This is a genomic window from Pontibacter sp. HJ8 (assembly GCF_054824225.1).
Map to the genome: position 1 here is coordinate 1 of NZ_JSYF01000204.1, position 21616 is coordinate 21616.

General features: G+C 51.7%; 20 protein-coding genes and 1 tRNA gene. 13 read left to right on the forward strand and 8 right to left on the reverse strand.

The genetic code is table 11. The features are described from left to right. Positions 1-27 precede the first annotated feature (27 nt). The 6 genes from OB13_RS09995 to OB13_RS10020 all read right to left on the reverse strand — a co-directional run bounded on the left by OB13_RS09995 (position 28) and on the right by OB13_RS10020 (position 7751). On the reverse strand, positions 28-612 hold the full coding sequence (locus OB13_RS09995) for a porin family protein (RefSeq protein WP_461490023.1): 585 nt from the start codon (positions 610-612) through the stop codon (positions 28-30). 247 nt (positions 613-859) lie between these two features. Further along, positions 860-2398 carry a YifB family Mg chelatase-like AAA ATPase gene (locus OB13_RS10000; protein ID WP_461490024.1) on the reverse strand — a complete coding sequence of 513 codons (1539 nt, stop codon included), beginning with the start codon at positions 2396-2398 and terminating at the stop codon, positions 860-862. Positions 2399-2887: 489 nt separating this feature from the next. Then, on the reverse strand, positions 2888-3469 hold the full coding sequence (gene lpcA / locus OB13_RS10005) for a D-sedoheptulose 7-phosphate isomerase (RefSeq protein WP_461490025.1): 582 nt from the start codon (positions 3467-3469) through the stop codon (positions 2888-2890). Positions 3470-3478: 9 nt separating this feature from the next. Then, complete coding sequence (locus OB13_RS10010; protein WP_461490026.1) at positions 3479-3817, reverse strand: hypothetical protein; 339 nt, start codon at positions 3815-3817, stop codon at positions 3479-3481. Between the two features lie 129 nt (positions 3818-3946). After that, the gene (locus OB13_RS10015; protein ID WP_461490027.1) at positions 3947-5785 is read right to left on the reverse strand and encodes an ABC transporter ATP-binding protein; all 1839 of its coding nucleotides are present in this window, start codon (positions 5783-5785) and stop codon (positions 3947-3949) included. 301 nt (positions 5786-6086) lie between these two features. Next, entirely contained in the window at positions 6087-7751 is a 1665-nt protein-coding gene (locus OB13_RS10020; RefSeq protein ID WP_461490028.1) for a hypothetical protein, read from the reverse strand. A 210-nt stretch (positions 7752-7961) separates the two neighbouring features. Here OB13_RS10020 and upp point away from each other — a divergent pair, with 210 nt between their 5' ends. Both upp and OB13_RS10030 read left to right on the forward strand, forming a co-directional pair. Beyond that, positions 7962-8618 carry a uracil phosphoribosyltransferase gene (upp, locus tag OB13_RS10025; RefSeq protein WP_461490029.1) on the forward strand — a complete coding sequence of 219 codons (657 nt, stop codon included), beginning with the start codon at positions 7962-7964 and terminating at the stop codon, positions 8616-8618. Between the two features lie 151 nt (positions 8619-8769). Then, on the forward strand, positions 8770-9219 hold the full coding sequence (locus OB13_RS10030; RefSeq protein WP_461490030.1) for a hypothetical protein: 450 nt from the start codon (positions 8770-8772) through the stop codon (positions 9217-9219). 58 nt (positions 9220-9277) lie between these two features. On the opposite strand, the gene OB13_RS10035 is transcribed toward OB13_RS10030, so the two are convergent. Continuing rightward, positions 9278-10618 (reverse strand): DEAD/DEAH box helicase, encoded by a 1341-nt coding sequence (locus OB13_RS10035; protein WP_461490031.1) that lies wholly within the window; start codon positions 10616-10618, stop codon positions 9278-9280. Between the two features lie 145 nt (positions 10619-10763). On the opposite strand from OB13_RS10035, the gene OB13_RS10040 reads away from it, so the two are divergent. The 6 genes from OB13_RS10040 to OB13_RS10065 all read left to right on the forward strand — a co-directional run bounded on the left by OB13_RS10040 (position 10764) and on the right by OB13_RS10065 (position 15490). After that, a complete protein-coding gene (locus tag OB13_RS10040) occupies positions 10764-12098 on the forward strand; it encodes a dihydroorotase (protein WP_461490032.1) in 1335 nt (444 codons plus the stop codon). Positions 12099-12107: 9 nt separating this feature from the next. Beyond that, positions 12108-12476: a DUF6980 family protein gene (locus OB13_RS10045; RefSeq protein ID WP_461490033.1), complete on the forward strand. Its 369-nt coding sequence runs from the start codon at positions 12108-12110 to the stop codon at positions 12474-12476. Between the two features lie 133 nt (positions 12477-12609). Continuing rightward, positions 12610-12686, forward strand: a tRNA-His gene (locus OB13_RS10050). A gap of 132 nt (positions 12687-12818) precedes the next feature. Next, the gene (locus OB13_RS10055) at positions 12819-13742 is read left to right on the forward strand and encodes a PfkB family carbohydrate kinase (protein ID WP_461490034.1); all 924 of its coding nucleotides are present in this window, start codon (positions 12819-12821) and stop codon (positions 13740-13742) included. 155 nt (positions 13743-13897) lie between these two features. Continuing rightward, entirely contained in the window at positions 13898-14098 is a 201-nt protein-coding gene (locus OB13_RS10060; protein ID WP_461490035.1) for a hypothetical protein, read from the forward strand. A 144-nt stretch (positions 14099-14242) separates the two neighbouring features. After that, positions 14243-15490, forward strand: a complete 1248-nt coding sequence (locus tag OB13_RS10065; RefSeq protein ID WP_461490036.1) for an NAD(P)/FAD-dependent oxidoreductase — start codon at positions 14243-14245, stop codon at positions 15488-15490. Positions 15491-15655: 165 nt separating this feature from the next. Here OB13_RS10065 and OB13_RS10070 read toward each other — a convergent pair whose 3' ends face one another. Continuing rightward, complete coding sequence (locus OB13_RS10070; protein WP_461490037.1) at positions 15656-17380, reverse strand: M61 family metallopeptidase; 1725 nt, start codon at positions 17378-17380, stop codon at positions 15656-15658. 217 nt (positions 17381-17597) lie between these two features. Here OB13_RS10070 and rpmH point away from each other — a divergent pair, with 217 nt between their 5' ends. The 5 genes from rpmH to OB13_RS10095 all read left to right on the forward strand — a co-directional run bounded on the left by rpmH (position 17598) and on the right by OB13_RS10095 (position 21244). Next, positions 17598-17756 (forward strand): 50S ribosomal protein L34, encoded by a 159-nt coding sequence (gene rpmH, locus OB13_RS10075; RefSeq protein WP_071594924.1) that lies wholly within the window; start codon positions 17598-17600, stop codon positions 17754-17756. A gap of 55 nt (positions 17757-17811) precedes the next feature. Continuing rightward, positions 17812-18204 carry a ribonuclease P protein component gene (rnpA, locus tag OB13_RS10080; RefSeq protein ID WP_461490038.1) on the forward strand — a complete coding sequence of 131 codons (393 nt, stop codon included), beginning with the start codon at positions 17812-17814 and terminating at the stop codon, positions 18202-18204. Positions 18205-18233: 29 nt separating this feature from the next. Then, the gene (locus tag OB13_RS10085; protein WP_461490039.1) at positions 18234-19883 is read left to right on the forward strand and encodes a S41 family peptidase; all 1650 of its coding nucleotides are present in this window, start codon (positions 18234-18236) and stop codon (positions 19881-19883) included. A 142-nt stretch (positions 19884-20025) separates the two neighbouring features. Continuing rightward, a complete protein-coding gene (gene tsaB / locus OB13_RS10090; RefSeq protein WP_461490040.1) occupies positions 20026-20739 on the forward strand; it encodes a tRNA (adenosine(37)-N6)-threonylcarbamoyltransferase complex dimerization subunit type 1 TsaB in 714 nt (237 codons plus the stop codon). Next, a complete protein-coding gene (locus OB13_RS10095; protein WP_461490041.1) occupies positions 20732-21244 on the forward strand; it encodes a DUF2480 family protein in 513 nt (170 codons plus the stop codon). Before tsaB ends, OB13_RS10095 begins: the two co-directional genes overlap by 8 nt. The last annotated feature ends 372 nt before the right edge of the window (positions 21245-21616 follow it).

Genomic DNA, 21616 nt, shown 5'->3' on the forward strand with positions numbered 1-21616 from the left:
CATAGTTATTTTGTACTAATGGAGTTCTTATCTGGCGCCAAATTGGTAGCCCAGAGTTAGCATAAATACGTCGTTGCGATAATTTGGTGCACTGCTGTCATCATAAAGTTTAGAAATGTCGCCGTTATACCGCACCCCGATGCTTAGACCAAGGGGAGTAGCGGATAAACCTACACCTGCGGCATACCCCAGACTGGTTCTTTTAAAGTCATCCAGGTTGTCCTGTATGTTCGTTCCGTTTTGTTCTACGTCACCGCTGATACGCACCGATACCTGGGGGCCTGCCTCAAAGTATAGCGGACCGGCATTCACACGGCCCAGTACAGGCACATCGAGGTAGTTGACTTTGACCTTAAACACATCATCTTTCGTTTCGGCGCCTTTCATCGAGAAAAGCAATTCCGGCTGTATAGAAAAAAAGTTATCAGTCGTCACCGGGAAGTTAGCGGTAAGACCAGCGTGTCCTCCCCATATCCTGTCCAGGTTGTCTGCGTCTGAGCCCCCGAAGCCGGCATAGTTTGCTCCGGCCCTGATACCAATTCGTGGCCCCTGCGCATGTGCAGCAACCATAGTAGTTACCGCCAATACAAGCAATAAAAACGTCTTCTTCATAGTAGTAATTCTGTTAGTTTTAATGGGTATTCTACATCAGGTTTCCTTTTCTTTTTCAGTTTGGAGCCTGACCCCTGCCTATTACGCAGGACTCAAAGAAAAGTCTTAAAATAAATTAAGTTTTAAGAAGCAACCAGTGCAATAAACCGGGCAAAAATCGATCCGCATGAAACAAAAGCAGCAACAGAGATTAGTTCTGTTGCTGCTTTTAATGGGCTGATTTGTAGCTTTTTATGAAGCAGGTATGTCAGCCGGCCCAGCCCTCTCTGTCCAGGCTTCTATACTGAATAGCTTCTGCTAAATGTTCAATTCTTATTTCCTCGCTGCCGGACAGATCAGCAATCGTTCTGCTTACCTTCAGGATGCGATCGTATGCCCGGGCAGAGAGTCCCAGTCGTTCCATGGCCGTCTTGAGCAAGGTTCTGCCCGCATCCGTAACCTGGCATATATCTTTTACCATCTGGGATGGCATCATGGCGTTGGAGTGAATATGGTCAAAATCCTTGAACCGCTCCCGCTGCAGTTCCCGGGCTGTCACGACCCGGGTGCGGATCGTTTCGCTGCTTTCAGATTTTCGCGTAGCCGTCATTTCATCAAAGGTGACAGGCGTGACTTCTACATGCAGGTCGATCCGGTCCAGCAAGGGGCCGCTTACCTTGTTGAGGTAGCGCTGCACGATACCGGGACCACACACGCAATCTTTCTCGGGGTGATTGTAGTAGCCGCAGGGGCACGGGTTCATGCTGGCGATCAGCATGAAGTTAGCCGGGAATTCTAAGGTTGTTTTGGCCCGGGAGATGGTGACGCGGCGCTCCTCGAGGGGCTGGCGCATGACCTCCAGCGCCGTACGCTTGAACTCCGGCAACTCATCCAGAAACAAAACGCCGTTGTGCGCCAGGGATATTTCGCCGGGCTGCGGAATGCCACCGCCTCCTACCAATGCCACATCCGATATGGTATGGTGTGGCGCGCGGTATGGCCTCGTGACAAAAAGGGAGGAGGTCTCCCCCAGTTTGCCCGCCACGGAATGGATCTTGGTGGTTTCAAGGGCCTCGTGCATGGAGAGTGGCGGCAAGATAGACGGCAGCCTTTTGGCCAGCATCGTTTTGCCGGCACCCGGAGGACCGATCATGATCACATTATGCCCACCGGCTGCTGCGATTTCCAGGGCCCGTTTGATATTCTCCTGCCCCTGCACATCCGAAAAGTCAGCGGCGTATTGATCAGCGCTGCTCTGGAAAATGTCGCGGGTATCGATGTGGAGCGGCTCTACGTCCAGTTCCCCGTTCAGGAAATCGATCGCCTCTTTGATGTTGTTGACCCCAATGATGTCGAGATTGTTGACGATGGCCGCCTCATTGGCATTCTGTGCAGGCAGGATAAACCCTTTGAAGCCGGCTTTGCGAGCCTGTATCGCAATGGGAAGCACGCCTTTTATCGGGCGGAGCGACCCATCCAGCGAGAGCTCTCCCATGATCATATACTCCGCCAGCTTATCAGAAGCCATCTGCCCGGAAGCTGCCAGCATACCCATTGCGATGGTCAGATCATAGGCAGAACCTTCTTTGCGTATATCGGCAGGAGCCATGTTAATGATCGTCTTCTGGCGTTTTAGTCTGTAATTATACTGCCGGAGCGCCGACTCTATACGCTGTTCGCCTTCTTTGATGGCGTTGTCGGGAAGGCCCACCAGGAAATATTTGGCACCGGCACTAACACTTACTTCCACGGTCACGGTAAAGGCGTTCACGCCCTGCACGGCGCTGCCAAAGGTCTTGATAAGCATAAAGTAGAGCTATGGTCTGATAAAGTGCAATTTAAAAAGGATTTTAAGCAGCAACACCAGCTTCCGGCAATTGATTCCGGCCGATGCCCCTGAAAAGTATAAATTTTCAGATATACGGGAAAAGAGATGTGATCAGCAGGCTTGCCGCTTCCCCAGGTATAGCAATTCGGGCTTTGCAGGCTAAAAAGCGTGGGAGGGATGGTGGCATTTTTCATGCACCGTAATGGCAATGCAACTGCCGTCTGAGGAAGATCTTTTGAAGCTGATTCCTGCAGCAGATACCTCATCGACCTATACCTGGTTCTGCGGCCCTTCCGGGTAATAGGCCATCCTTCGGACCAGCGGAAATTGGCGCCGGAAACGAGCCAGACTTGAGCGGGTGAGCAGGCCGCCGGCAGTAGCAAACGCAGGAGACGTGACCCTGATCTGCTATACCCGGATGCCTCCTGCTGCTGGACTAATAACAGGCGTGTCGTATTGTCTACGCGATTATACGCGCGCTACCAGTTGCTCTTCTATCAGCAGGATAAGTATGTGAATGACTTTGATGTGAATTTCCTGCACGCGGTCGGCGTAACCCATGTGCGGTACCCGGACTTCCACGTCACACAAGGGTGCCAGTTTGCCGCCGTCTTTGCCTGTAAGGCCTACCACAGTCATCCCTTTGGCTTTGGCGGCTTCTGCTGCCTTCAGTACATTGGCCGAGTTGCCGCTGGTGCTGATGGCCAGCAGGACGTCGCCTTTGTTGCCCAATGCCTCGATGTAGCGGGAAAACACATAGTCGTAGCCATAGTCGTTGCCGACGCAGCTCATGTGGCTGACATCGGAAATGGAAATGGCAGGTATAGCCTGGCGGTTGTTGCGGTAGCGGCCCGTCAGTTCCTCTGCAAAGTGCATGGCATCGCACATAGAACCACCGTTGCCGCAGGATAAGATCTTGCCGCCAGCAGCCACAGCATCGGACATGGCAGCGGCCGCTTTTTCAATTGCCGTAATGTTGGCAGAATCAGCCATGAAATTGGCAAGCGTTTGCTGTGCCTGTTTCAGCTCTTCAAGTATAGTTTGGGTCATGTAATGTTTTTAGTTGCTTGCTACAGCCATTTCTACTCTGGATTCTCTGTAGCTGTTGCTTCTGAACTCCTGCTTCCGCTCGTAAAGATCGGCTTTGAGTTCATTAATTTTAACCTGTGCCATGTGGCGGTCATACTTAAGCGATGCAATGTACAGCTTTCCCACAAAAAGCTTCACCATCATCAGGCCCGCACCTACCGCGCCCAGGGTTTTGTATAAGGCCAATATCTGTTCTTCGGTCGAGACACTGAACAGGGCATTCTGGTCAAGCAGGTTTGTAAGCAAAAGTGCTATAAACATGGCATAGCAGAATACGATTACATCTGTAAGGGTTTTAAGTGTTTTCATACTTTAAGGTTGGATTTTGGTGCAAAAATGTATGGGGCTAAACTATAAAAAAAATATGAATATCCCGAAATACTAGCGCCAGAATTTAATTTAAAGCAATAGTTTGTTACAATAAACAGTACGAATCCCTTATGAGACCAACTGCATTTGTGTCAGTTTTGCGTACAATCCGCTCGTCTGCAGTAATTCCTCATGCGTGCCCCGCTCAATGATCTGACCTTGTTGTAAAACTACAATCTCGTCGGCATGCTGGATCGTGCTCAGGCGGTGGGCAATGACAATGGAAGTTCTGTTCTTCATCAGGTTGGTCAGGGCCTCCTGCACGAGCTTCTCGGATTCGGTATCCAGGGCAGAGGTTGCCTCATCCAGGATAAGGATCGGCGGATTTTTAAGGATGGCCCGGGCAATGCTCAGGCGCTGCCGCTGACCACCCGAGAGCCGACCGCCCCGGTCCCCGATCAGGGTCTGGTAACCATCCGGCGTCTGGATGATGAATTCATGGGCATTGGCAATTTTTGCCGCTGCCATCACTTCTTCTTCCGTGGCATCGGTCTTGTTGAAGGCGATGTTGTTGAAGATGGTATCGTTGAAGAGAATGGATTCCTGCGTCACAACGCCCATTTTGTCGCGTACCGACTCCATGGTATAGTCCCGGATGTCGTGGCCGTCGAGAAGGATAGCGCCGGAAGTAGGGTCGTAGAAACGCGGGATCAGATCGGCTAGGGTGGACTTGCCCCCTCCTGAGGGTCCGACCAGCGCTACGGTTTTTCCTTTTTCGATGGTCAGGTTGATGTGCTTGAGGACGCTGTGTTGATCATAGCCGAAGCTTACATCCCGGAACTCGATCTGGTGACGGAACTCGGGCAACACGTTGGCCTCCGGCTTATCCTGGATCTGCGGTTCGGTATCGATCACATTCAGGATGCGGTCTCCGGATACCAGGCCCCGCTGGATGTTACTGAAGGCAGCTGACATGGCCTTGGCCGGCACCAGCACCTGCGAGAACAGGACAATATAGGTGATAAACTCCTCGGCTTTGAGATCCGATTGCTGGTTGAGTACCATGGTGCCGCCAAACAGCAGCAAGCCCGCCACAACAGTCACGCCCATGAACTCGGAGAATGGAGAAGCCAGGTCGCGCTTGTTGGCAATGGAGCGCTGGATGTTGGCGTAGCGGTTATTCTGCTGGTGGAACTTGTCCAGGATGTAAGGCTCTGCATTGAACGCCTTGATCACCCGGATACCGCTCAGCGTTTCGTCTATGATCGTGAGGATAAAGCTCAGCGATTCCTGCCCCTGCTGTGCCGCACGCTTGAGCCGCTTGGCTATACCTGCTATCAGCAAACCCGAAAGCGGCAGCAGGATCAGCGTGAAAAGTGTCAGCTTCACCGACATCGAGAACAGCACCACAAAGAAAGCGATGATTGAGATCGGCTCCCGGATGACAACGGTGAGCGTATTTACCACAGAGGATTCTACTTCCTGTATGTCCACGGTCATGCGTGTCATCAGGTCACCTTTGCGCTCGTTGCTGAAGTAACCCAGGTGCAGCTCCGTCACGCGCTCGTACGTGGCATGGCGTATCTTCTTCACCACATGCGCCCGCAGCGCGCCTACCACCCGGAAAGCCAGGTACTTGAAGACGTTGGAAAGGAACACGGAGCAGGTAATGATGATACAGACAAACAGCAAGGCACCCTTCCGGCCATGTTCCAGGATCACCTGCCCGAAATGGTAGTTGAAGAAATCCTTGAAGTAGTCGATAGACAGGCTGAACTCTGGTTTGGTAACCGCCATAACTGCGGCATCATCCGTGCCGACCGTCCCGAAAAGTACGCTGAGCAGCGGGATAAGGAGCGTGAAGTTGAGCAGGCCGAAAATAATGCCCAGCACAGTATAAATAGTATAGAGCGGCACAAAGCGACTATAGGGCCGCGCAAACTGCAGTATCCGGAGATAAGTCTTCATGTTGGTATATGTCCGCCTCCAGCCACTGTGTAGCCGGCGAGGCAGTCCCGCGCTTCAGGGCAGACAAGTCCACCCGGCACGGAAACGTTTAAGTATTAGTGAATTACAATGTTTAAGGCTCTGCTATACCTGTTGTCGGCCAAGCCGCTGCAAAGATAGCCAAAATCAACCCGGTATGTGATAATTTTTGGGCAGGGCTTATGTCGGGCTGCTTACCAGGTCGGTATGACGCCACCGAAAACAAAACGGGGAGCTTCTGCTGAAGTCTCCCCGTTCCCGTATGGCTGGCTATACCTGTCCTCTAAAACTCGTGCAGGCGCTGGGCAATATTCCAGCGCAGTGCCACAGAGGTATAGACCGAGTTTTTATCAAATGTATTTACTTCGGCGTCGGTGCGTCGGATGATGCCCTTCAGGTCCACGAAAAAGTTGTGGCGCAGCTGGTACGTGCCTGTCAGGTCCAGGTGCAACTGGTTGGTGGTGATGCCCTGGGCGATCTCGTGACCAAAGTCATACGGCCTGGAGTTGTAATCCAGGTTTACGTTGTTGCCCCAGTTGATCGAGTCCTGGTCCATGCCGTAGCGGGTGGCGATGGCTTTGGCGGTCAGGTTGAGGCGCGGCAAAGGCTGGTAACGCGCGATGCCGATGAACTCATACAGGTTGGCCCCCATCGGGTGCGCCAGCGGCTGGCGGTTGTGCTGGTAGTTGGAGCTCCCGTCGCGGTGCTGGTAGGTATAGGGGCGAATGATGTTCACCTCGCCCTGCAGGTCCAGGTTCTGCAGGCCGAAGGCGTCGATGTACTTGGCGCCTACTTGTCCGGCCTGTTTGTTGGCCCACCAGCCATTGCCGGATTTCACTTCGTTGAGCACAAACTCATCGAGCACCAGCTGTCCGTAGAGCTGAACGGTGTTGAACAGGTTCCAGCGGAAGTCCATGCCCAGCATGGCGTTGTCCTGGCTGCCCAGGTTGTGCTCCACGCTGCGGTAGAAGATCACCGGATTCAGATACTGCAGCTCAAACTTGCCCTTTTCGCGCCCGAATATGATCTGCTCAAACAGGCCAATGTTGAGGTTGTCGGTTACGTTCACGCCCAGCCGGTGCAGGGCCATGTACTTTTTAGGCAACAGCCGGTCTCCGCCTTCGCGGCGGCGGTAATCGGCCGTCAGCTCCTGGAACAGGTTCATGTAGTGCAGGCGCCAAACACGGGTGTTGAGTTTCAAGAAGAAAGCCGGCGGGGCATAGTCGGAGTATACGAGCGAGCGGTAGCCATCGCCGATGAAGTGGCGGTCGTGGCCCAGCTGTATCTCGACATGCTTCGAGAGGGAATAGTTCAGGTAGCCGCGCGCCGTCAGGAAGTCATAGCCATCCCCTTTAAACCTTTTCCAGAGTCCTTCGTGCGGCACCACGCCATCCCGCAGGATGCGGTCCACGACATATTCCGGAAACTTGGCCTGGTTCTCGCCAATGAAGGTATAGAACCCGAAGCGGTTGTCAATACTGCCTTCCAGCTGCACCCCCCGCGTGTTGATGTAGCGCATGCCATCGCTCTGGTTGTCGTGGCCCAGCTCCAGGTGCAGCACCGGGTTTACGCGCAGCGTAAAATCTTCCGATTCGTAATGATACAGGTCGGTTTTGTTGCGGTAAAGGTATTTTAAAAAAGGCCGCTTACTTTCGTTGTCGTTTTCCTGGGTCGTATAGTTCCAGTTGTCGTTGAGCAGGTACTGGATGTTGAACATGTCGGCGTTGGAGCGGGGCTCGCCGGCGGCAGCTTCTGCCAGTTCGGCCACATCCTGGCGGCCATAAGGGCGCACGTTGGTATGCAGTTGCGGTACCTTGGTGCCCAGCTTGATCTGGTAACGCTCGATGAGGTGGTAGGTGTCGCGGTCATAGGGCACATACACATCCTGGGCCTGCAGCGAAGGTATAGCCAGCAGGCAAAGTGCCAGTGCGGCAAGTATATTTCTCATATAGAAGGGATGAGGTCGTTGTAAGGAAAATGTTGGTTTTGTAAGCAATCTACTGAATAAGCCGCTGCAATGTTAATAAAAAGACACGATTTGTACGGCACTACCTGTGCCGGGCAGGTATAGCAGACGATACCCATAACGATTTTCAGCACCCGGAATTGCCATCACCGTGAAAGGCTGTATCTTTAGCACACCCAAAGATCGTAACGTATGCAAAACCAAAGCCTGCACATCCTGACAGAGCGCCCTTCCCTTGCCAACCATTATGTGGCAGAATTACGGGACATATCCGTTCAACACGATAGCCTGCGTTTCCGGCGCAACCTGGAGCGCTTGGGAGAGTTGCTGGCTTACGAGATTTCCAAAACGCTGCCTTATGAGTCAAAAGAGATCGTAACGCCGCTTGCTACCACGCAAACGCTGTTGTTGACGGCGCAACCGGTGCTGGCGACGATCCTGCGGGCCGGCTTACCGCTCTACAACGGAATGCTCAACTACTTCGACAAGGCCTACAGTACCTTTGTGGGAGCCTACCGGGTAGAGGAGCAGAACACGGAGTTGCAGATCAACATGGATTACCTGGCTTCTACGGACCTGCACGACAAGATCCTGATACTGGCTGATCCCATGCTGGCAACCGGCAGGTCGCTGGTGAAATCTTATAAAGGTATGCTGCGTCACGGTAAGCCGGTACAGGTACACTTTGCCGCTGCCATCGCTTCGCCGGAAGGGGTGGCCTATGTGCAGCAGGAGGTGCCGGAGGCGCATATCTGGCTGGGTGCGATGGATGATCACCTCAACGAGCATTTCTACATCGTGCCGGGTCTGGGGGATGCAGGCGATCTGGCCTTCGGACCGAAGGTATAGCTTTGCTTCAGGCGCGTGAACCGGTAGTTCGTGAAGGCAGGCCATGCTGTTCTTCTGAACATTTTAGTTGAAAAACTGTTCTTCGGGTAGCTGCTCCTGCGTATACATAACACGAAAGTAGCAGGCCCCTGGTTTAAAAGATAGCATTGTGGTGGAGGAGATTCTCAAATACCTGTCCGTGTTCCTGATCAGTACCGTCAAGTTCATTGGCGGACCGCTGGCCGGTATTTCTCTGGGCCTGTCGTACTGGGAAACGGTGCTCTTTACGGTGGCCGGCATGATGACGAGCGTGATCGTTTTTTCCTTTATCGGGCGGGCGGCATCCAGGTGGTATGCCAATTACCGTCGGGAAAAGCAGAAGCCGGTTTTCGGAACCAAAAGCCGTCGCATCGTCAAGATCTGGCGGAACTTCGGCGTTATCGGGGTTGCTTTTTTCACGCCACTGCTCTTCACGCCGGTATTCGGAACCATCGTAGCAGCCGTATTCGGCACTTCCAAAAGGCGGATTTTCCTGCACATGCTGTGGAGTGCGCTCTTCTGGAGCTTTATCCTGACGTATATGGTTTTTGAATTTGGCGACGTGACAGCCAGATTTTTCTGATCCCCTGTAGCGGATAACAAAAAAGGCCCCTGCTATACCTGAGCAGGGGCCTTTTTTGTTATTTTTTCTTCTTTGTCTTTTGCCAGAACGACGCTTTCGGGTCGCGTTTGCTCTTGTCCGGTCTCTTTTTCGGGATGGCTTTTTTCACGTGGAAGGCGCCTTTAAAATCCGGGTTCTCGCTTCGTTTCTGGTGGTCCACATCACGGGCGATGGCCTGCTGCTCCTCAAACGGCGTCTCGTGTATTTTAACCTCAGCCGGCATCGGCTCTTCGGAAATCTGCATCCGGATCAGCTTCTCTATCTTGCGGATGTGGTACATCTCAGCCGGATTGGCAAACGTGATGGCAGCCCCTGCCTGCTCGGCACGGCCGGTCCGGCCGATGCGGTGCACGTAGTCTTCGTACACAAACGGCACATCGAAATTGATCACATGGCTCACCATGGTCACGTCTATACCCCGGGATGCCACATCGGTCGCGACCAGAAAGCGGACATCACCGCCCTTGAAGGCTTCCATGGAATTGATGCGCGTGTTCTGGCCTTTGTTGCCGTGTATGGCGCGCACTTCGCCGTACTCTTTGCGCTCCAGGAACTTGGCGACGTCCTCGGCGTTTTTCTTGCTTCGGGTAAAGATGATTACCCGGTTAAAAGTTTCTGTATCCTTGATGAGGTATTCGAGCATCGCGATCTTGGTGCGCAGGTTGGGTACCTGGTAGAGTACCTGGCTCACGGTCTCTACCGGCGTGGCCTGCGGCGTGACTTCGATGCGGGTCGGGAACTCCAGGAATTCTTCGGATAGCTCCACTACCTTCGGGTGCATGGTAGCCGAGAACAACAGGTTCTGGCGTTTGCGGGGCAGTATTTCCAGCAGCTGGCGGATCTGGGGCATAAAGCCCATGTCCATCATCTTGTCGGCTTCATCCAGCACCAGCGTCTTGATCTCTTTCAGGATCAACTCTCCTTTCAGGTATAGCTCCATGAGGCGCTTGGGGGTGGCAACGAGTATGTCAATCCCTTTTTGTATCGTTTCGATCTGCGTTTTGGGTCCGAGTCCACCGTAGATGACGGTATGGCGCAGGTCGGTATATTTGGCCAGCAGGCTGATGTGCTCTTCGATCTGCATGGCCAGCTCGCGGGTAGGCGCCAATATGAGCGCCCGCGGGTTCTGGCCCTGCGCATACTTTACTTTCATGAGGATGGGCAGCAGAAACGCGGCTGTTTTGCCCGTTCCGGTCTGGGCTATCCCCATCACGTCGTGGCCTCCCATAATGACCGGGATCGCTTTCAACTGGATGGGGGTTGGCTTTTCATAGCCGGCCTCTTCAATGGCGTTCAGCAACTGTCTGTTCAGTTTAAAATCCTCGAACGTGGTTGCTTCTTTCTCTGCTTCTTCTGCCATGGTTGTGGTCCTTATACTTTCTACTTATTTACAAAAGTACGGGAATTTTGTGGTTGGGAGGTAAAGTGGATGGAAACGACACAGTAAAACATGATTTCCTCCGTATATTAGCCGATATCTAAGCTGCCTTGAAAAAACGATTCGCATGAAAAGCATCCTTATACAGAACGCCCAACTCGTAAACGAAGGAAAAACAACGACGGCCGATGTCCTGATCCGGGACGGCCGCATCGCACAAATCGGTGCAGGTATAAGCACCGAAGCAGATGAAATCATTGATGCCACCGGCCTATACCTGCTACCGGGTGCTATCGACGACCAAGTGCATTTCCGGGAGCCGGGGCTGACACATAAAGCCAATATTGAGACAGAAGCCCGGGCAGCTGTAGCCGGCGGCGTCACTTCTTTTATGGAGATGCCCAACACCGTGCCCAACACCGTGACGCAGGAACTGCTGGAGGACAAGTATGTAATTGCAGCCGAGACCTCGCTGGCCAATTACTCCTTTTATATGGGGGCTACCAACGACAACCTGTCCGAAGTGCTCCTCACCAACCCCAACACGGTTTGCGGCATCAAGATCTTCATGGGTTCTTCCACGGGGAACATGCTGGTGGATAACGAGCAAACGCTGGAGCAGATCTTCTCCAGGGCCAAACTACCCATTGCCGTGCATTGCGAGGATGAGCAGACGATCCGCGACAACATGGCTATCTATGAGGAAAAGTATGGCGACGCTATACCTGTCAAGTGCCATCCGGAGATACGCAACGAAGCAGCCTGTTTCAAATCGTCCTTCCTGGCCGTGAAGCTGGCCGAAAAGTACAATACCCGCCTGCACATCCTGCACATCTCTACCGAAGAAGAGCTTAAGCTGTTCCGCAACGACATTCCGCTGGCGCAAAAGCGCATTACGGCAGAGGTATGCGTGCATCACCTGTGGTTTGACAAGGAGGATTATGACACCTTCGGCACCCAGATCAAGTGCAACCCGGCTGTGAAAGAGCATCGACACAAAGAAGCCTTGCTGCAAGGGCTGCTGGAAGACAAACTGGATGTGATCGCCACGGACCATGCCCCGCACCTGTGGGAAGAGAAGCAGGGCAACTACAAGCAGGCGCCTTCTGGGGTGCCGCTGGTGCAGCACTCGCTGCAGATGATGCTCGAGTTTGTGAAGCAGGGCAAGCTGACGCTGGAGAAAGTGGTGGAGAAGATGAGCCATGCCCCGGCTATACTTTTCAATGTGCGCGAGCGCGGCTACATCCGCGAAGGTTACTGGGCCGACCTGGTGCTGGTGGACCTGAACAAGCCCTATACAGTGAGCAAAGACAACACGTATTATAAATGCAACTGGTCTCCTTTTGAAGGGCATACCTTCAGCAGCACCATCATCCATACCTTCGTTTCCGGGCACCTGGCCTACTCTGAGGGCGAATTTGATGAAAGCAGGAAAGGGGAGAGGCTGCTGTTTGACCGGTAAGGTATAACGATGGAATTAGAGCAATTTAAAACGCTGCATACCCGCTTTTTTGGGAAAGAGCTACCTGAGGAAGTCACCCGGTCAGAAGACTACGAAGCTTATGCGGATGCCCTTCACGAAGATGAAGCCTGCTACAACTGGGCCATTGCCGAGAAGCTGAAGAGCAAAGGCTTTGACTACGGGAGCTACTGCTGCCTGATGCTGGCCGACAAGGTATACGAAAGCCTGGACGAGGACGGCGAGACAAGGTATGACGACCCGGAGGTAATCATTAACAAATGGGACGAAGGGCTCTACGGTATACCTGTGCACAACGGCAGCGCCACCATGGTGGTCATTAACTATTGCCCGTGGTGCGGAACGAAGTTGAGCAAGTAAGTGCTATACCTTGCGATAGCTAAATTATAAGTCTAAAAGCCACAGTGAGATACGAATTTTATTCAAAAAATTGCTTCTCACGTATTGTAAATAAGAAAACGAGACGTATATTTGCACTCTCTAATGAGACACGGTGGTTGTAGCTCAGTTGGTTAGAGCACCAGATTGTGATTCTGGGGGTCGTGGGTTCGAGACCCATCTTCCACCCCAAGCCCTTGAAGCAAACCTTCAGGGGCTTTTTTATTTTGAGTTAATTGCTAAATTGTTGAATGGCTAAAGTGCTGGTTTTAAAGTATGAACCCATTCATAATTCTTAATTCGTAATTCATAATTAGCAAAGATATGAGCTTAGTAGTAGTAGGTTCAATGGCGTTTGATGCGCTGGAGACTCCCTTCGGGAAGACAGATAAAATTGTAGGTGGCGCAGCTACGTACATTTCCTTGTCAGCTTCTTATTTTGTGAAGCCTGTGAATGTGGTATCGGTAGTGGGCGGCGATTTCGATCAGGACCACCTTGCTCTCATGCACGAGCGCAACATCAGCACCGAAGGCGTGCAGGTAAAGGAGAATGAAAAATCTTTCTTCTGGTCTGGCCGCTATTTTAACGACATGAACAGCCGCGAAACGCTGGTGACGGAGCTGAACGTGCTGGGCGATTTTGACCCGATCATTCCGCAGGCTTACCAGGGCTGCGAATACCTGATGCTGGGTAACCTGGCGCCGCAGGTACAGCGCACCGTGCTGGAGCGCCTGACCAACCGCCCGAAGCTGATCGTAATGGATACCATGAACTTCTGGATGGACATTGCCATGGACGAGCTGCTCAAGACGATCGCTTTGGTAGATGTGCTGTCCATCAACGACGAAGAAGCGCGCCAGTTGAGTGGGGAGTATTCCCTGGTAAAAGCTGCTCAGAAAATCATAGCGATGGGGCCTAAGTTCCTCATCATCAAGAAAGGCGAGCATGGGGCTTTGCTGTTCCACGAAGAGAAAGTATTCTTTGCTCCCGCACTTCCTTTGGAGGAAGTATTTGATCCGACCGGCGCAGGCGACACGTTTGCCGGTGGCTTCATCGGGTACCTCGCCAGCACAGGCGATACGAGCTTCGAAAACATGAAGCGTGCCATCATCTATGGTTCGGCACTGGCGTCTTTCTGTGTAGAGAAATTCGGTACAGAGCGCCTGAAAAGCCTGAGCCAGGAAGAGATTGATAACCGCGTGCAGCAGTTTGTTACCCTGGTAGCGTTTGACACGGTGTTGCAGTAGAAAAACTCCGCGATAGTATACAAAAAGGGAAGGCTTCGGTCTTCCCTTTTTGCGTTTCAGAGGCAGTTTTACGTACTGCTGGAATTTTAAAATGCAACAAAGTAGGGCGTGCCGGGGTAAAACTACTAGACACAGATCAACAAAGGAGACAAACGATGAGCATAAAAAACGAAAATAAGAAGACGCTGGATGAATTGAAGAAGAACAATCCGACCGGCGAGAACAAAAATAAGCCGATGGGCAACATAGAAGATAATCCCGTTCGAAGCGCTTTGAATGCGGATGACACCAAAGTACAGAACCCAAACCGTAACCTGGCGAAAGGTGGCAATAACATGCCTTACGATAAAAAATAAGAAAGCCAGGAATACAAAATAAGACTATGAAAAGTGAGAGAAGAGGAAGGCCGGCACGGCTTTCCTCTTCTTGTTTTAAGGCTACCTTTTTTCGCTGCGATAGTGCCCGGCTGAAAATTGCTGCTTATTTTTAGCACCCTTCACTTGAAGCGTTTTATGCAGCAACACGACATTTGTATACTGGGCGCCGGACCGGGAGGCGCTTCCGCAGCCCTTCACCTGGCCAACAAAGGCATACGCGCTGTGCTGCTGGACAAAGCCGTTTTTCCGAGAGACAAGGTATGCGGCGATGCGCTCAGCGGTAAAGTGGTGAGTGAGCTCAAGCGGATCTGTCCGGACCTGACCGGTAGGCTGAGTCAGCAGGAGTCGCAGCTTCCATCCTGGGGGATACACTTTGTTTCGCCGGCCGGCTACAAGCTGCGTGTTCCTTTCAGGTATAACTATGACCCGGAGGCAGATGTGCCTTCCGGTTATATCTCCAAGCGGGTTGACTTTGATGACTTCCTGATACGTGAGGTGAAAAAGCGGCCCGAGATAACGCTGCTCGAAGGCATCGATATTGCAAGCATTGAAAAAACTGAAGACGGTTTTCTGCTATCGGACAAAAGCGGTAATCATAAGTTCGAAACCCGGTTGTTGATCGCGGCCAATGGCGCGCACTCTTCTTTCGCCAGGCAAATTGCAGGTATAAAGCAGGAGCCGGCGCATTACTGTGCCGGGCTGCGTGCTTACTACAAGAATGTAGGTGGCCTGGACCAGGACAACTTCATCGAGCTTCACTTTCTGAAGGATTTTCTGCCCGGCTACTTCTGGATATTCCCGTTGCCGGGCGGCTACGCCAATGTGGGGGTAGGTATGCTGAGCGAAACGGTGAGCCAGAAAAAAGTGAACCTGAAAAAGGAAATGCTCCGCATCATCGCAACACATCCCGAGTTTAAAGAACGTTTTGCCGGAGCAGAACTGGCAGGCGACATCAAAGGGTATGGTTTGCCATTGGGCTCCAAAAAGCGCGTGATCTCGGGCGATAATTACATGCTCGTAGGAGATGCGGCATCCCTCATCGATCCCTTCACCGGCGAAGGTATAAGCAATGCCATGATCAGCGGAAGGTGGGCGGCCACGCAGGCGGAACTATGTCTGCAACAGCAGAATTTCGCAGCAGATTTTATGCAGGCCTACGACAAAGCCGTGTACAACCGGCTCTGGAAAGAACTCAAGCTAAGCCGCCGCATGCAGCGCCTGCTTCATTACCCCTGGCTCTTCAACCAGGTAGCCGCCAAAGCCTCCAGAAATCAGGCGCTGGCCGAAACGATCTCGTGCATGTTCACCGACCTGGACCTGCGGGAGCGACTCAAACAACCCTCTTTCTACCTAAAGCTTCTGTTTAACTAGATGTTAGACGTTAGATGTTAGACACAAGCCACAGGAGTAGTGTTCTGATGATCAATTTTTCTTGTGGATAACCCGAGCAACGATACCATTCTTTAAAGGCGGGAACCACCATACGCTGCATGAAGGAAGTCTAACATCCAATATCTAATTTCTAACATCTTATCTCTAATGTTCCTGCTTCAGCCATAGCCTGAAGTTCTGCTTCTCTGCTTCTGTTGCGTCAGGCCGTTTAGCTACCGTATACCTGGTATAGTAAGTTTGCTCTCGTGGCTGAAGTGTTACCTGGCGCAACTGCTTGTTTCGGAAAAGGGTGAGCTCTATACCTTGTGACAGGTCTGTGTCTGCCAGTAGCGGCTGCAGGTTTTGCTCCAGTTTCCGGTTGTTCACAGCGATCAGTTCATCTTCCACACTCAGCACAGCGCTGGCCGGCGAGTCAGGTGCGATAGCTGATACCTTGATTGCCTGGTTATCGGTGATGGTCTTGAAGCCAAACTTGCCTTCGTACAGCAGCGCGTTTTCCCCGGCCTGTAGCGTGCAACCCACATACCGGAGGGCCTCATCCAACGCTTCTTCTATGGGTGCTGTGCCATTGATGTACTGCTCAAAATACGGTTGAAAGTGTTCGCCGCCGATGCGCAGTACCAGTTGCGCATAATCCTGCTCGGTATAGCCGATGCCGCGCTTGCCGAAATCTTCCCACAAGTGGCGCATCACCGTATCGAGGCTGGACGTATTGCCTGTGCTCCGGCGCAGTTGCAGGTCCAGCAGTAGAGCCGTCAGGGCTCCTTTGATGTAGATCGAAACCTTGCGATCTGGTATACCGGGTTTGTAGCCATCCAGCCACAAGTCAAAGGACGAGTCGGCAACGGAGAGGTTATTTCGGCTGTAGTCGGCAAAGTAGCGTTGCAGCGTGGTGTTCAGCTCCTCAAAATATTGCGCCGCCGTAAACACCCCGGATCGTGCCAGCATGTAATCGCCATAGTAGGTCGTGATGCCTTCCGCCACATAGCCTGTCCGGAAGTAGTTTTCTCCGGTAAAGTCGTACGGCCACATCTCCTTCGGGCGGATTTTCTTGATGTTCCAGGTATGGAACAGCTCATGCGAACTCACGCCCAGAAATTCTTTGTACAGGCTGGGCGTCATCAGCAGCTCCCCTGGCCCGAGCGTGATGACCGTGGAGTTGCCGTGTTCCACGCCGTGGTAATAGCGGTAAGGCAGGATCTCATTCAGGTAGTGATAGTCCCGGACCGGGAAGTCGCCGAACACCTCCAACTGCTCCTTTGTGAAAGCCTCAAAGTCCTTTTTGATCCGCTCCCAGTCCGGCCGGCAGTCTCCTTGTATCCAGATGTGGAAAGGTATACCTGCTACCGTATAGGTTTCCTGCTGGAGCTTTCCACTGGCAATAAGGGGGCTGTCCACCAGTTCGTCGTAGTTGGCTGCCAGCAAGGTATGGCGCGCTGTCTCTTTCAGGCCGCAGGCGATCTGCCAGTTATCCGGCAGCTCGAGCTCGAGGAGTTGGAGTTCCTGCTGCCGCCCCTCCACGGCCATTAGGCAGTTGATCCCGTTCAGGTATAGCTGTTCCTCATCCAGCCAGGAGCCGCCGCCGTCCATTTGCCGGGCATAAAAGCTGTAGCGGACTTCCACGGTTGCTGCTCCGCCTGCCTGCACCAGCCAGCGGTCTTTGGTCACCTTCCGGACAGGTATAGCCTGACCGTTGGCGCTGGCCGACATGCCACGCAACTTCTGGGCAAAGTGCTGCAGCTCGTAGCGGCCCGGGCGCCAGGCCGGAAGCTGCAGGTATAGCTCCTGTTGTGTGTTATCAGGTATAGTGACCGTAATCTCCAGGAAGTGTGTGAGTACATTGGCAGAAGTGAGGTGGTGACGGATCATGTGGTTTCGGTCGGTTTGTGTGCTGGTAGTTAGTTAAAAGGGGCACGCTTGCGGCTGACTGGCTTGCCGAGTATGTACGCAATTAAGGGCTTCTAACGTTATCTGGCGCTGCCAGAGTAGTATTTATGATCTTTTTTCAAATATTATCTGAAGTGGCATTGCTAATTTAGAAAAGCTTCCTTAATTTTGCAGGCCATAATAAAACCATTGGCAGACGATGAAAAGAACATTCCAGCCTTCTCAGAGAAAAAGAAGAAACAAACACGGTTTCAGATCTAGAATGGAAACCGCTAACGGCAGAAGAGTGCTAGCTAGCAGAAGAGCAAAAGGCAGAAAGAAACTTTCTGTTTCTGACGAAAGAAGACACAAGGCTTAATTGTAGGTTGCGCTTTGCTCAGCCCGGAGCCGCTCTATTTGAATGGATCCCGTGAATGAACGATAAAGCAGAGCAACCTATTCCTTATACATTTTCGAAAGAAGAACGCTTGTGCAGTAAGCGACTCATCTCGCAGCTGTTTAGCAAGGGTTCTTCTTTTAATTTGTATCCGCTCAGGTTTGTATATTACACACCTGAAGAACCTCTTTCCGGCAGTACGCAGTTAGTTATTTCTGTTTCGAAGCGCAACTTCAAACGCGCTGTCGACCGCAACCGCTTAAAGCGCCAAGTGCGTGAGGCTTACCGCCTTAACAAGCACTTGTTTACCCCGCATCAGGAGCAGGCACCCCGCCTCCTTGCCATTATTTATATTGGTAAGGAAAAAAAATCCTTTGATACAATCCAAAAAAAACTAATTTCCGGTTTGGAACGTTGTTTGATTAAGTAGTCTTACCGCGTCCTCAAACCTGGAATATTATGTACAAGAAGTCTATTGCCGGCCTGATCATAGGCTGCCTGGCGCTGACCCTGTTTTCTTTTAAATCAGAGTCTGAGCGCTATTTTGAAATTGCCAAGAACCTCGACGTTTTCGCTACCCTCTTCAAAGAAGTGAATACCTATTACGTGGATGATGTACCGCCCGCCAAACTGGTGCGGACAGGTATAGACGCCATGCTCAAGTCACTCGACCCCTATACCAACTACATCCCGGAAGACGATATCGAAGATTTCAGAACCATGACCACCGGGCAGTATGGTGGCATTGGGGCTATCATTGGCAGCCGCGATGGCAAGATCGTGGTACAGATGCCGTACGAAAACTCTCCTGCGCACAAAGCCGGGCTGGTGATTGGGGATGAGATCCTTAAAATTGATGGCGTCAATGTTTCCAGCAAAACTACCTCTGAGGTAAGCAAGTTGCTCAAAGGCCAGGCGAACTCTGTCGTGAAACTGGAAGTGCGCAGCTACGGACAGACAAAGTCCAGACCGGTAGACCTGACGCGCGCCAATATCATGGTGGAGAATGTACCGTATTATGGTATGCTGGACAAGGAGATCGGCTACTTCCAGCTTTCAGGCTTCACCGTGGATGCTTCTAAGGAAGTGAGAACGGCTGTGCAGAAGCTGAAGGAGCAGGGTGCCAAGAAAATCATCTTTGACCTGCGCGACAATCCGGGTGGCTTGCTGCACGAGGCAGTGAATATCTCCAACCTGTTTGTTGACAAAGGAAAAGACATTGTTAGTACCAAAGGCAAGGTGAAGGAGTGGAACAAGACCTACAAAGCCCTGGACGAACCGCTCGATAAAAGCATACCACTCGTTATCCTGACCAGTTCCCGCAGTGCGTCTGCTTCCGAGATCGTGGCCGGCGTGATGCAGGACTACGACCGGGCCGTGCTGGTAGGAGAGCGTACTTTCGGCAAAGGCCTGGTGCAGGCCACCCGCCCGTTGTCCTACAATTCGCAGCTGAAGGTAACAACAGCTAAATACTATATTCCGAGTGGTCGCAGTATTCAGGCCATTGACTATACGCATCGCAACGAGGATGGCAGCGTAGGCACCATTCCGGATTCACTCCGCGTGGCGTTCAAGACGGCTACCGGCCGTGTCGTGTACGATGGCGGCGGGGTTAGCCCGGATGTGGAAGTAGAGCGCAACTCTTATTCCGAAATTATAAAGGCGATCGCTACCAAAGGCTATTTCTTTGAATATGCCAATAAGTATAAAGCAGAGCACCCGTCTATACCTGCCGCCACGCAGTTCAAACTCTCTGATGCTGACTACCAGAAGTTCGTGGCTTTCCTGGATAAAAAGGATGTTTCCTATACCACGAAAGTAGAGCAGGAACTGGAAGATCTGACCGAAAAAGCAAAAGAAGGCAAGCATCTGGAGGACATCAAAGGAGAGCTGGACGCCATCAAGAAGAAGGTGTCGCACAACAAATCAAATGACCTGATGCGTTTCCGTTCTGAAATCCAGGAAATGCTGGAAGCTGAGATCGCTTCGCGCTATTACCTGCAGAAGGGATATATTGAATCTTCATTCGATGATGATCCGGATATCCTGATGGCCAAACGCGTATTAACTGATCCGCAGCAGTACGCTTCTTACCTCAAAACAAAATAATTGACATACGTCCGACAAGAGGGTGGTGCTGCGAAGTACCACCCTCTTTCTATATAAGGAGTGCCGGCCCGGAAGCTAACTTTTGTTTCTTGCCTTTCGTGCCGTACTTTTGTAGTGAATTTTTTAATAAGATACTTACAGCATGCCCTTACTGCTCGCGCTCGAAACCTCTTCCAATGTTTGCTCCGTTGCCTTATATAAAGGAGCAGACCTGCTGGGAGCTTCCGAGCTGCAAATCGAAAAGTCACATTCCTCCCATATCACGGTGATGATCTCCCAGCTATTGGAGAACTGTGGTATGGAGCTGAAGCAACTAAGTGCGGTGGCAGTTTCCGGTGGGCCGGGCTCTTATACTGGTTTGCGTATAGGCAGCTCTACCGCCAAAGGCCTTTGCTATTCGCTGGATATTCCGTTGCTGGAGGTATCTACTTTATATGGTCTGGCCTTACAGGCTATCCACAGTGTGCCGGAGCCACAGCAATATCTGTTCTGCCCGATGGTTGATGCCCGGCGTATGGAAGTCTATACCTGTCTCCTGAATGCTAACCTGGAAGAGCAGCTGCCCGTAGCGCCGGTCATTTTGGATGAGCAGACATTAAAAGAGCAGCTGGAGAAGCAGCCGATCGTTTTCTTTGGAAACGGAGCTGCTAAATTCAGGACGCTAACAGAAGGAAATGAGAATGCACTCTTTATAGAGACGATACAGCCTTCGGCTAAAACAATAGGTCAGCTTGCCTTAGCCCGGTATGAACAGCAGGCTTTTGAAGACATAGCTTATTATGAACCCTTCTACTTAAAGGATGTTTATATAACAAGTGCGAGTAAAAACATATTAACGAAGCAAAACGATGTCTGATATAATAAACAAAGTAGCACAAAGTGCACTGACAACTCTTAACCTGGAAGAGCTGCTTCATCCGGGAGAGCGTGTGGTGTATGATATAAAGGATAATCTTTTCATGGAGCTCATGCTGCGGGAGAAAGATTTCAGGGCTTTTGTAAAAGACAATGATTGGTCTGTGTATGCGGGTAAGAATGTAGCCATCATCTGCTCGGCGGATGCCATCGTTCCGACCTGGGCTTATATGCTGTTGGCAACCAAGCTGCACGCGCATGCCAATTACTATGTGTTCGGCGACCTGGAGGCGCTGGAGCAGGCCCTCATGCAGGAGGCGATAGCTAAGATAAATCCGGAAGACTACAGAGATGCCAAAGTCGTGGTGAAAGGTTGCGGCAGTATACCTGTCCCGACTTATGCCTACGTCGAGGTCATGCGCAAACTATTGCCTGTGTCCAGCAGCGTGATGTATGGCGAACCCTGCAGCACAGTGCCGCTTTATAAAAAGCCGAAAGCTGTATAAGGAATTACTAAAACAAGATTTGGAAAGCCCCTCACTTTGAAGGGGCTTTCTCTATTTATAAAGGGTTCTTGAATTTTTCTTGGCCTAGCGGAACTACGGCTGCGCCTTTCGTAGTTTATCCTTAGCGCCCAGTAGGGAACAGACAGGTATAAATAAGATAGAAAAAAATCTGAGCAAGCCTGGAACTTCCAGGTATAGCCTGGCTGTTACCTTTAAGCGGTCTGAGTAAAAAGCAGGTCAGAAGTACTGGGAGAAACTTACAGATAGTTTAGCTGTTCCCGATGAATAAGAGACATTGACACTCCGGTTGGGAAGTGTGAAAGGATATAGAAGAGGTAGTCGAAAAACCCGAAACTATTTTGGAAACTATTC

Excerpts from the sequence above, each read along its gene's own strand:
- rnpA (WP_461490038.1), top strand. The coding sequence starts at position 17,812 with ATGAACGATAAAGCAGAGCAACCTATTCCTTATACATTTTCGAAAGAA.
- OB13_RS10055 (WP_461490034.1), top strand. The coding sequence starts at position 12,819 with ATGAGCTTAGTAGTAGTAGGTTCAATGGCGTTTGATGCGCTGGAGACT.
- OB13_RS09995 (WP_461490023.1), bottom strand. The coding sequence starts at position 612 with ATGAAGAAGACGTTTTTATTGCTTGTATTGGCGGTAACTACTATGGTT.
- OB13_RS10060 (WP_461490035.1), top strand. The coding sequence starts at position 13,898 with ATGAGCATAAAAAACGAAAATAAGAAGACGCTGGATGAATTGAAGAAG.
- rpmH (WP_071594924.1), top strand. The coding sequence starts at position 17,598 with ATGAAAAGAACATTCCAGCCTTCTCAGAGAAAAAGAAGAAACAAACAC.
- upp (WP_461490029.1), top strand. The coding sequence starts at position 7,962 with ATGCAAAACCAAAGCCTGCACATCCTGACAGAGCGCCCTTCCCTTGCC.
- lpcA (WP_461490025.1), bottom strand. The coding sequence starts at position 3,469 with ATGACCCAAACTATACTTGAAGAGCTGAAACAGGCACAGCAAACGCTT.
- OB13_RS10000 (WP_461490024.1), bottom strand. The coding sequence starts at position 2,398 with ATGCTTATCAAGACCTTTGGCAGCGCCGTGCAGGGCGTGAACGCCTTT.
- OB13_RS10045 (WP_461490033.1), top strand. The coding sequence starts at position 12,108 with ATGGAATTAGAGCAATTTAAAACGCTGCATACCCGCTTTTTTGGGAAA.
- OB13_RS10070 (WP_461490037.1), bottom strand. The coding sequence starts at position 17,380 with ATGATCCGTCACCACCTCACTTCTGCCAATGTACTCACACACTTCCTG.
- OB13_RS10095 (WP_461490041.1), top strand. The coding sequence starts at position 20,732 with ATGTCTGATATAATAAACAAAGTAGCACAAAGTGCACTGACAACTCTT.
- OB13_RS10010 (WP_461490026.1), bottom strand. The coding sequence starts at position 3,817 with ATGAAAACACTTAAAACCCTTACAGATGTAATCGTATTCTGCTATGCC.
- OB13_RS10020 (WP_461490028.1), bottom strand. The coding sequence starts at position 7,751 with ATGAGAAATATACTTGCCGCACTGGCACTTTGCCTGCTGGCTATACCT.
- OB13_RS10085 (WP_461490039.1), top strand. The coding sequence starts at position 18,234 with ATGTACAAGAAGTCTATTGCCGGCCTGATCATAGGCTGCCTGGCGCTG.
- OB13_RS10040 (WP_461490032.1), top strand. The coding sequence starts at position 10,764 with ATGAAAAGCATCCTTATACAGAACGCCCAACTCGTAAACGAAGGAAAA.
- OB13_RS10015 (WP_461490027.1), bottom strand. The coding sequence starts at position 5,785 with ATGAAGACTTATCTCCGGATACTGCAGTTTGCGCGGCCCTATAGTCGC.
- OB13_RS10035 (WP_461490031.1), bottom strand. The coding sequence starts at position 10,618 with ATGGCAGAAGAAGCAGAGAAAGAAGCAACCACGTTCGAGGATTTTAAA.
- tsaB (WP_461490040.1), top strand. The coding sequence starts at position 20,026 with ATGCCCTTACTGCTCGCGCTCGAAACCTCTTCCAATGTTTGCTCCGTT.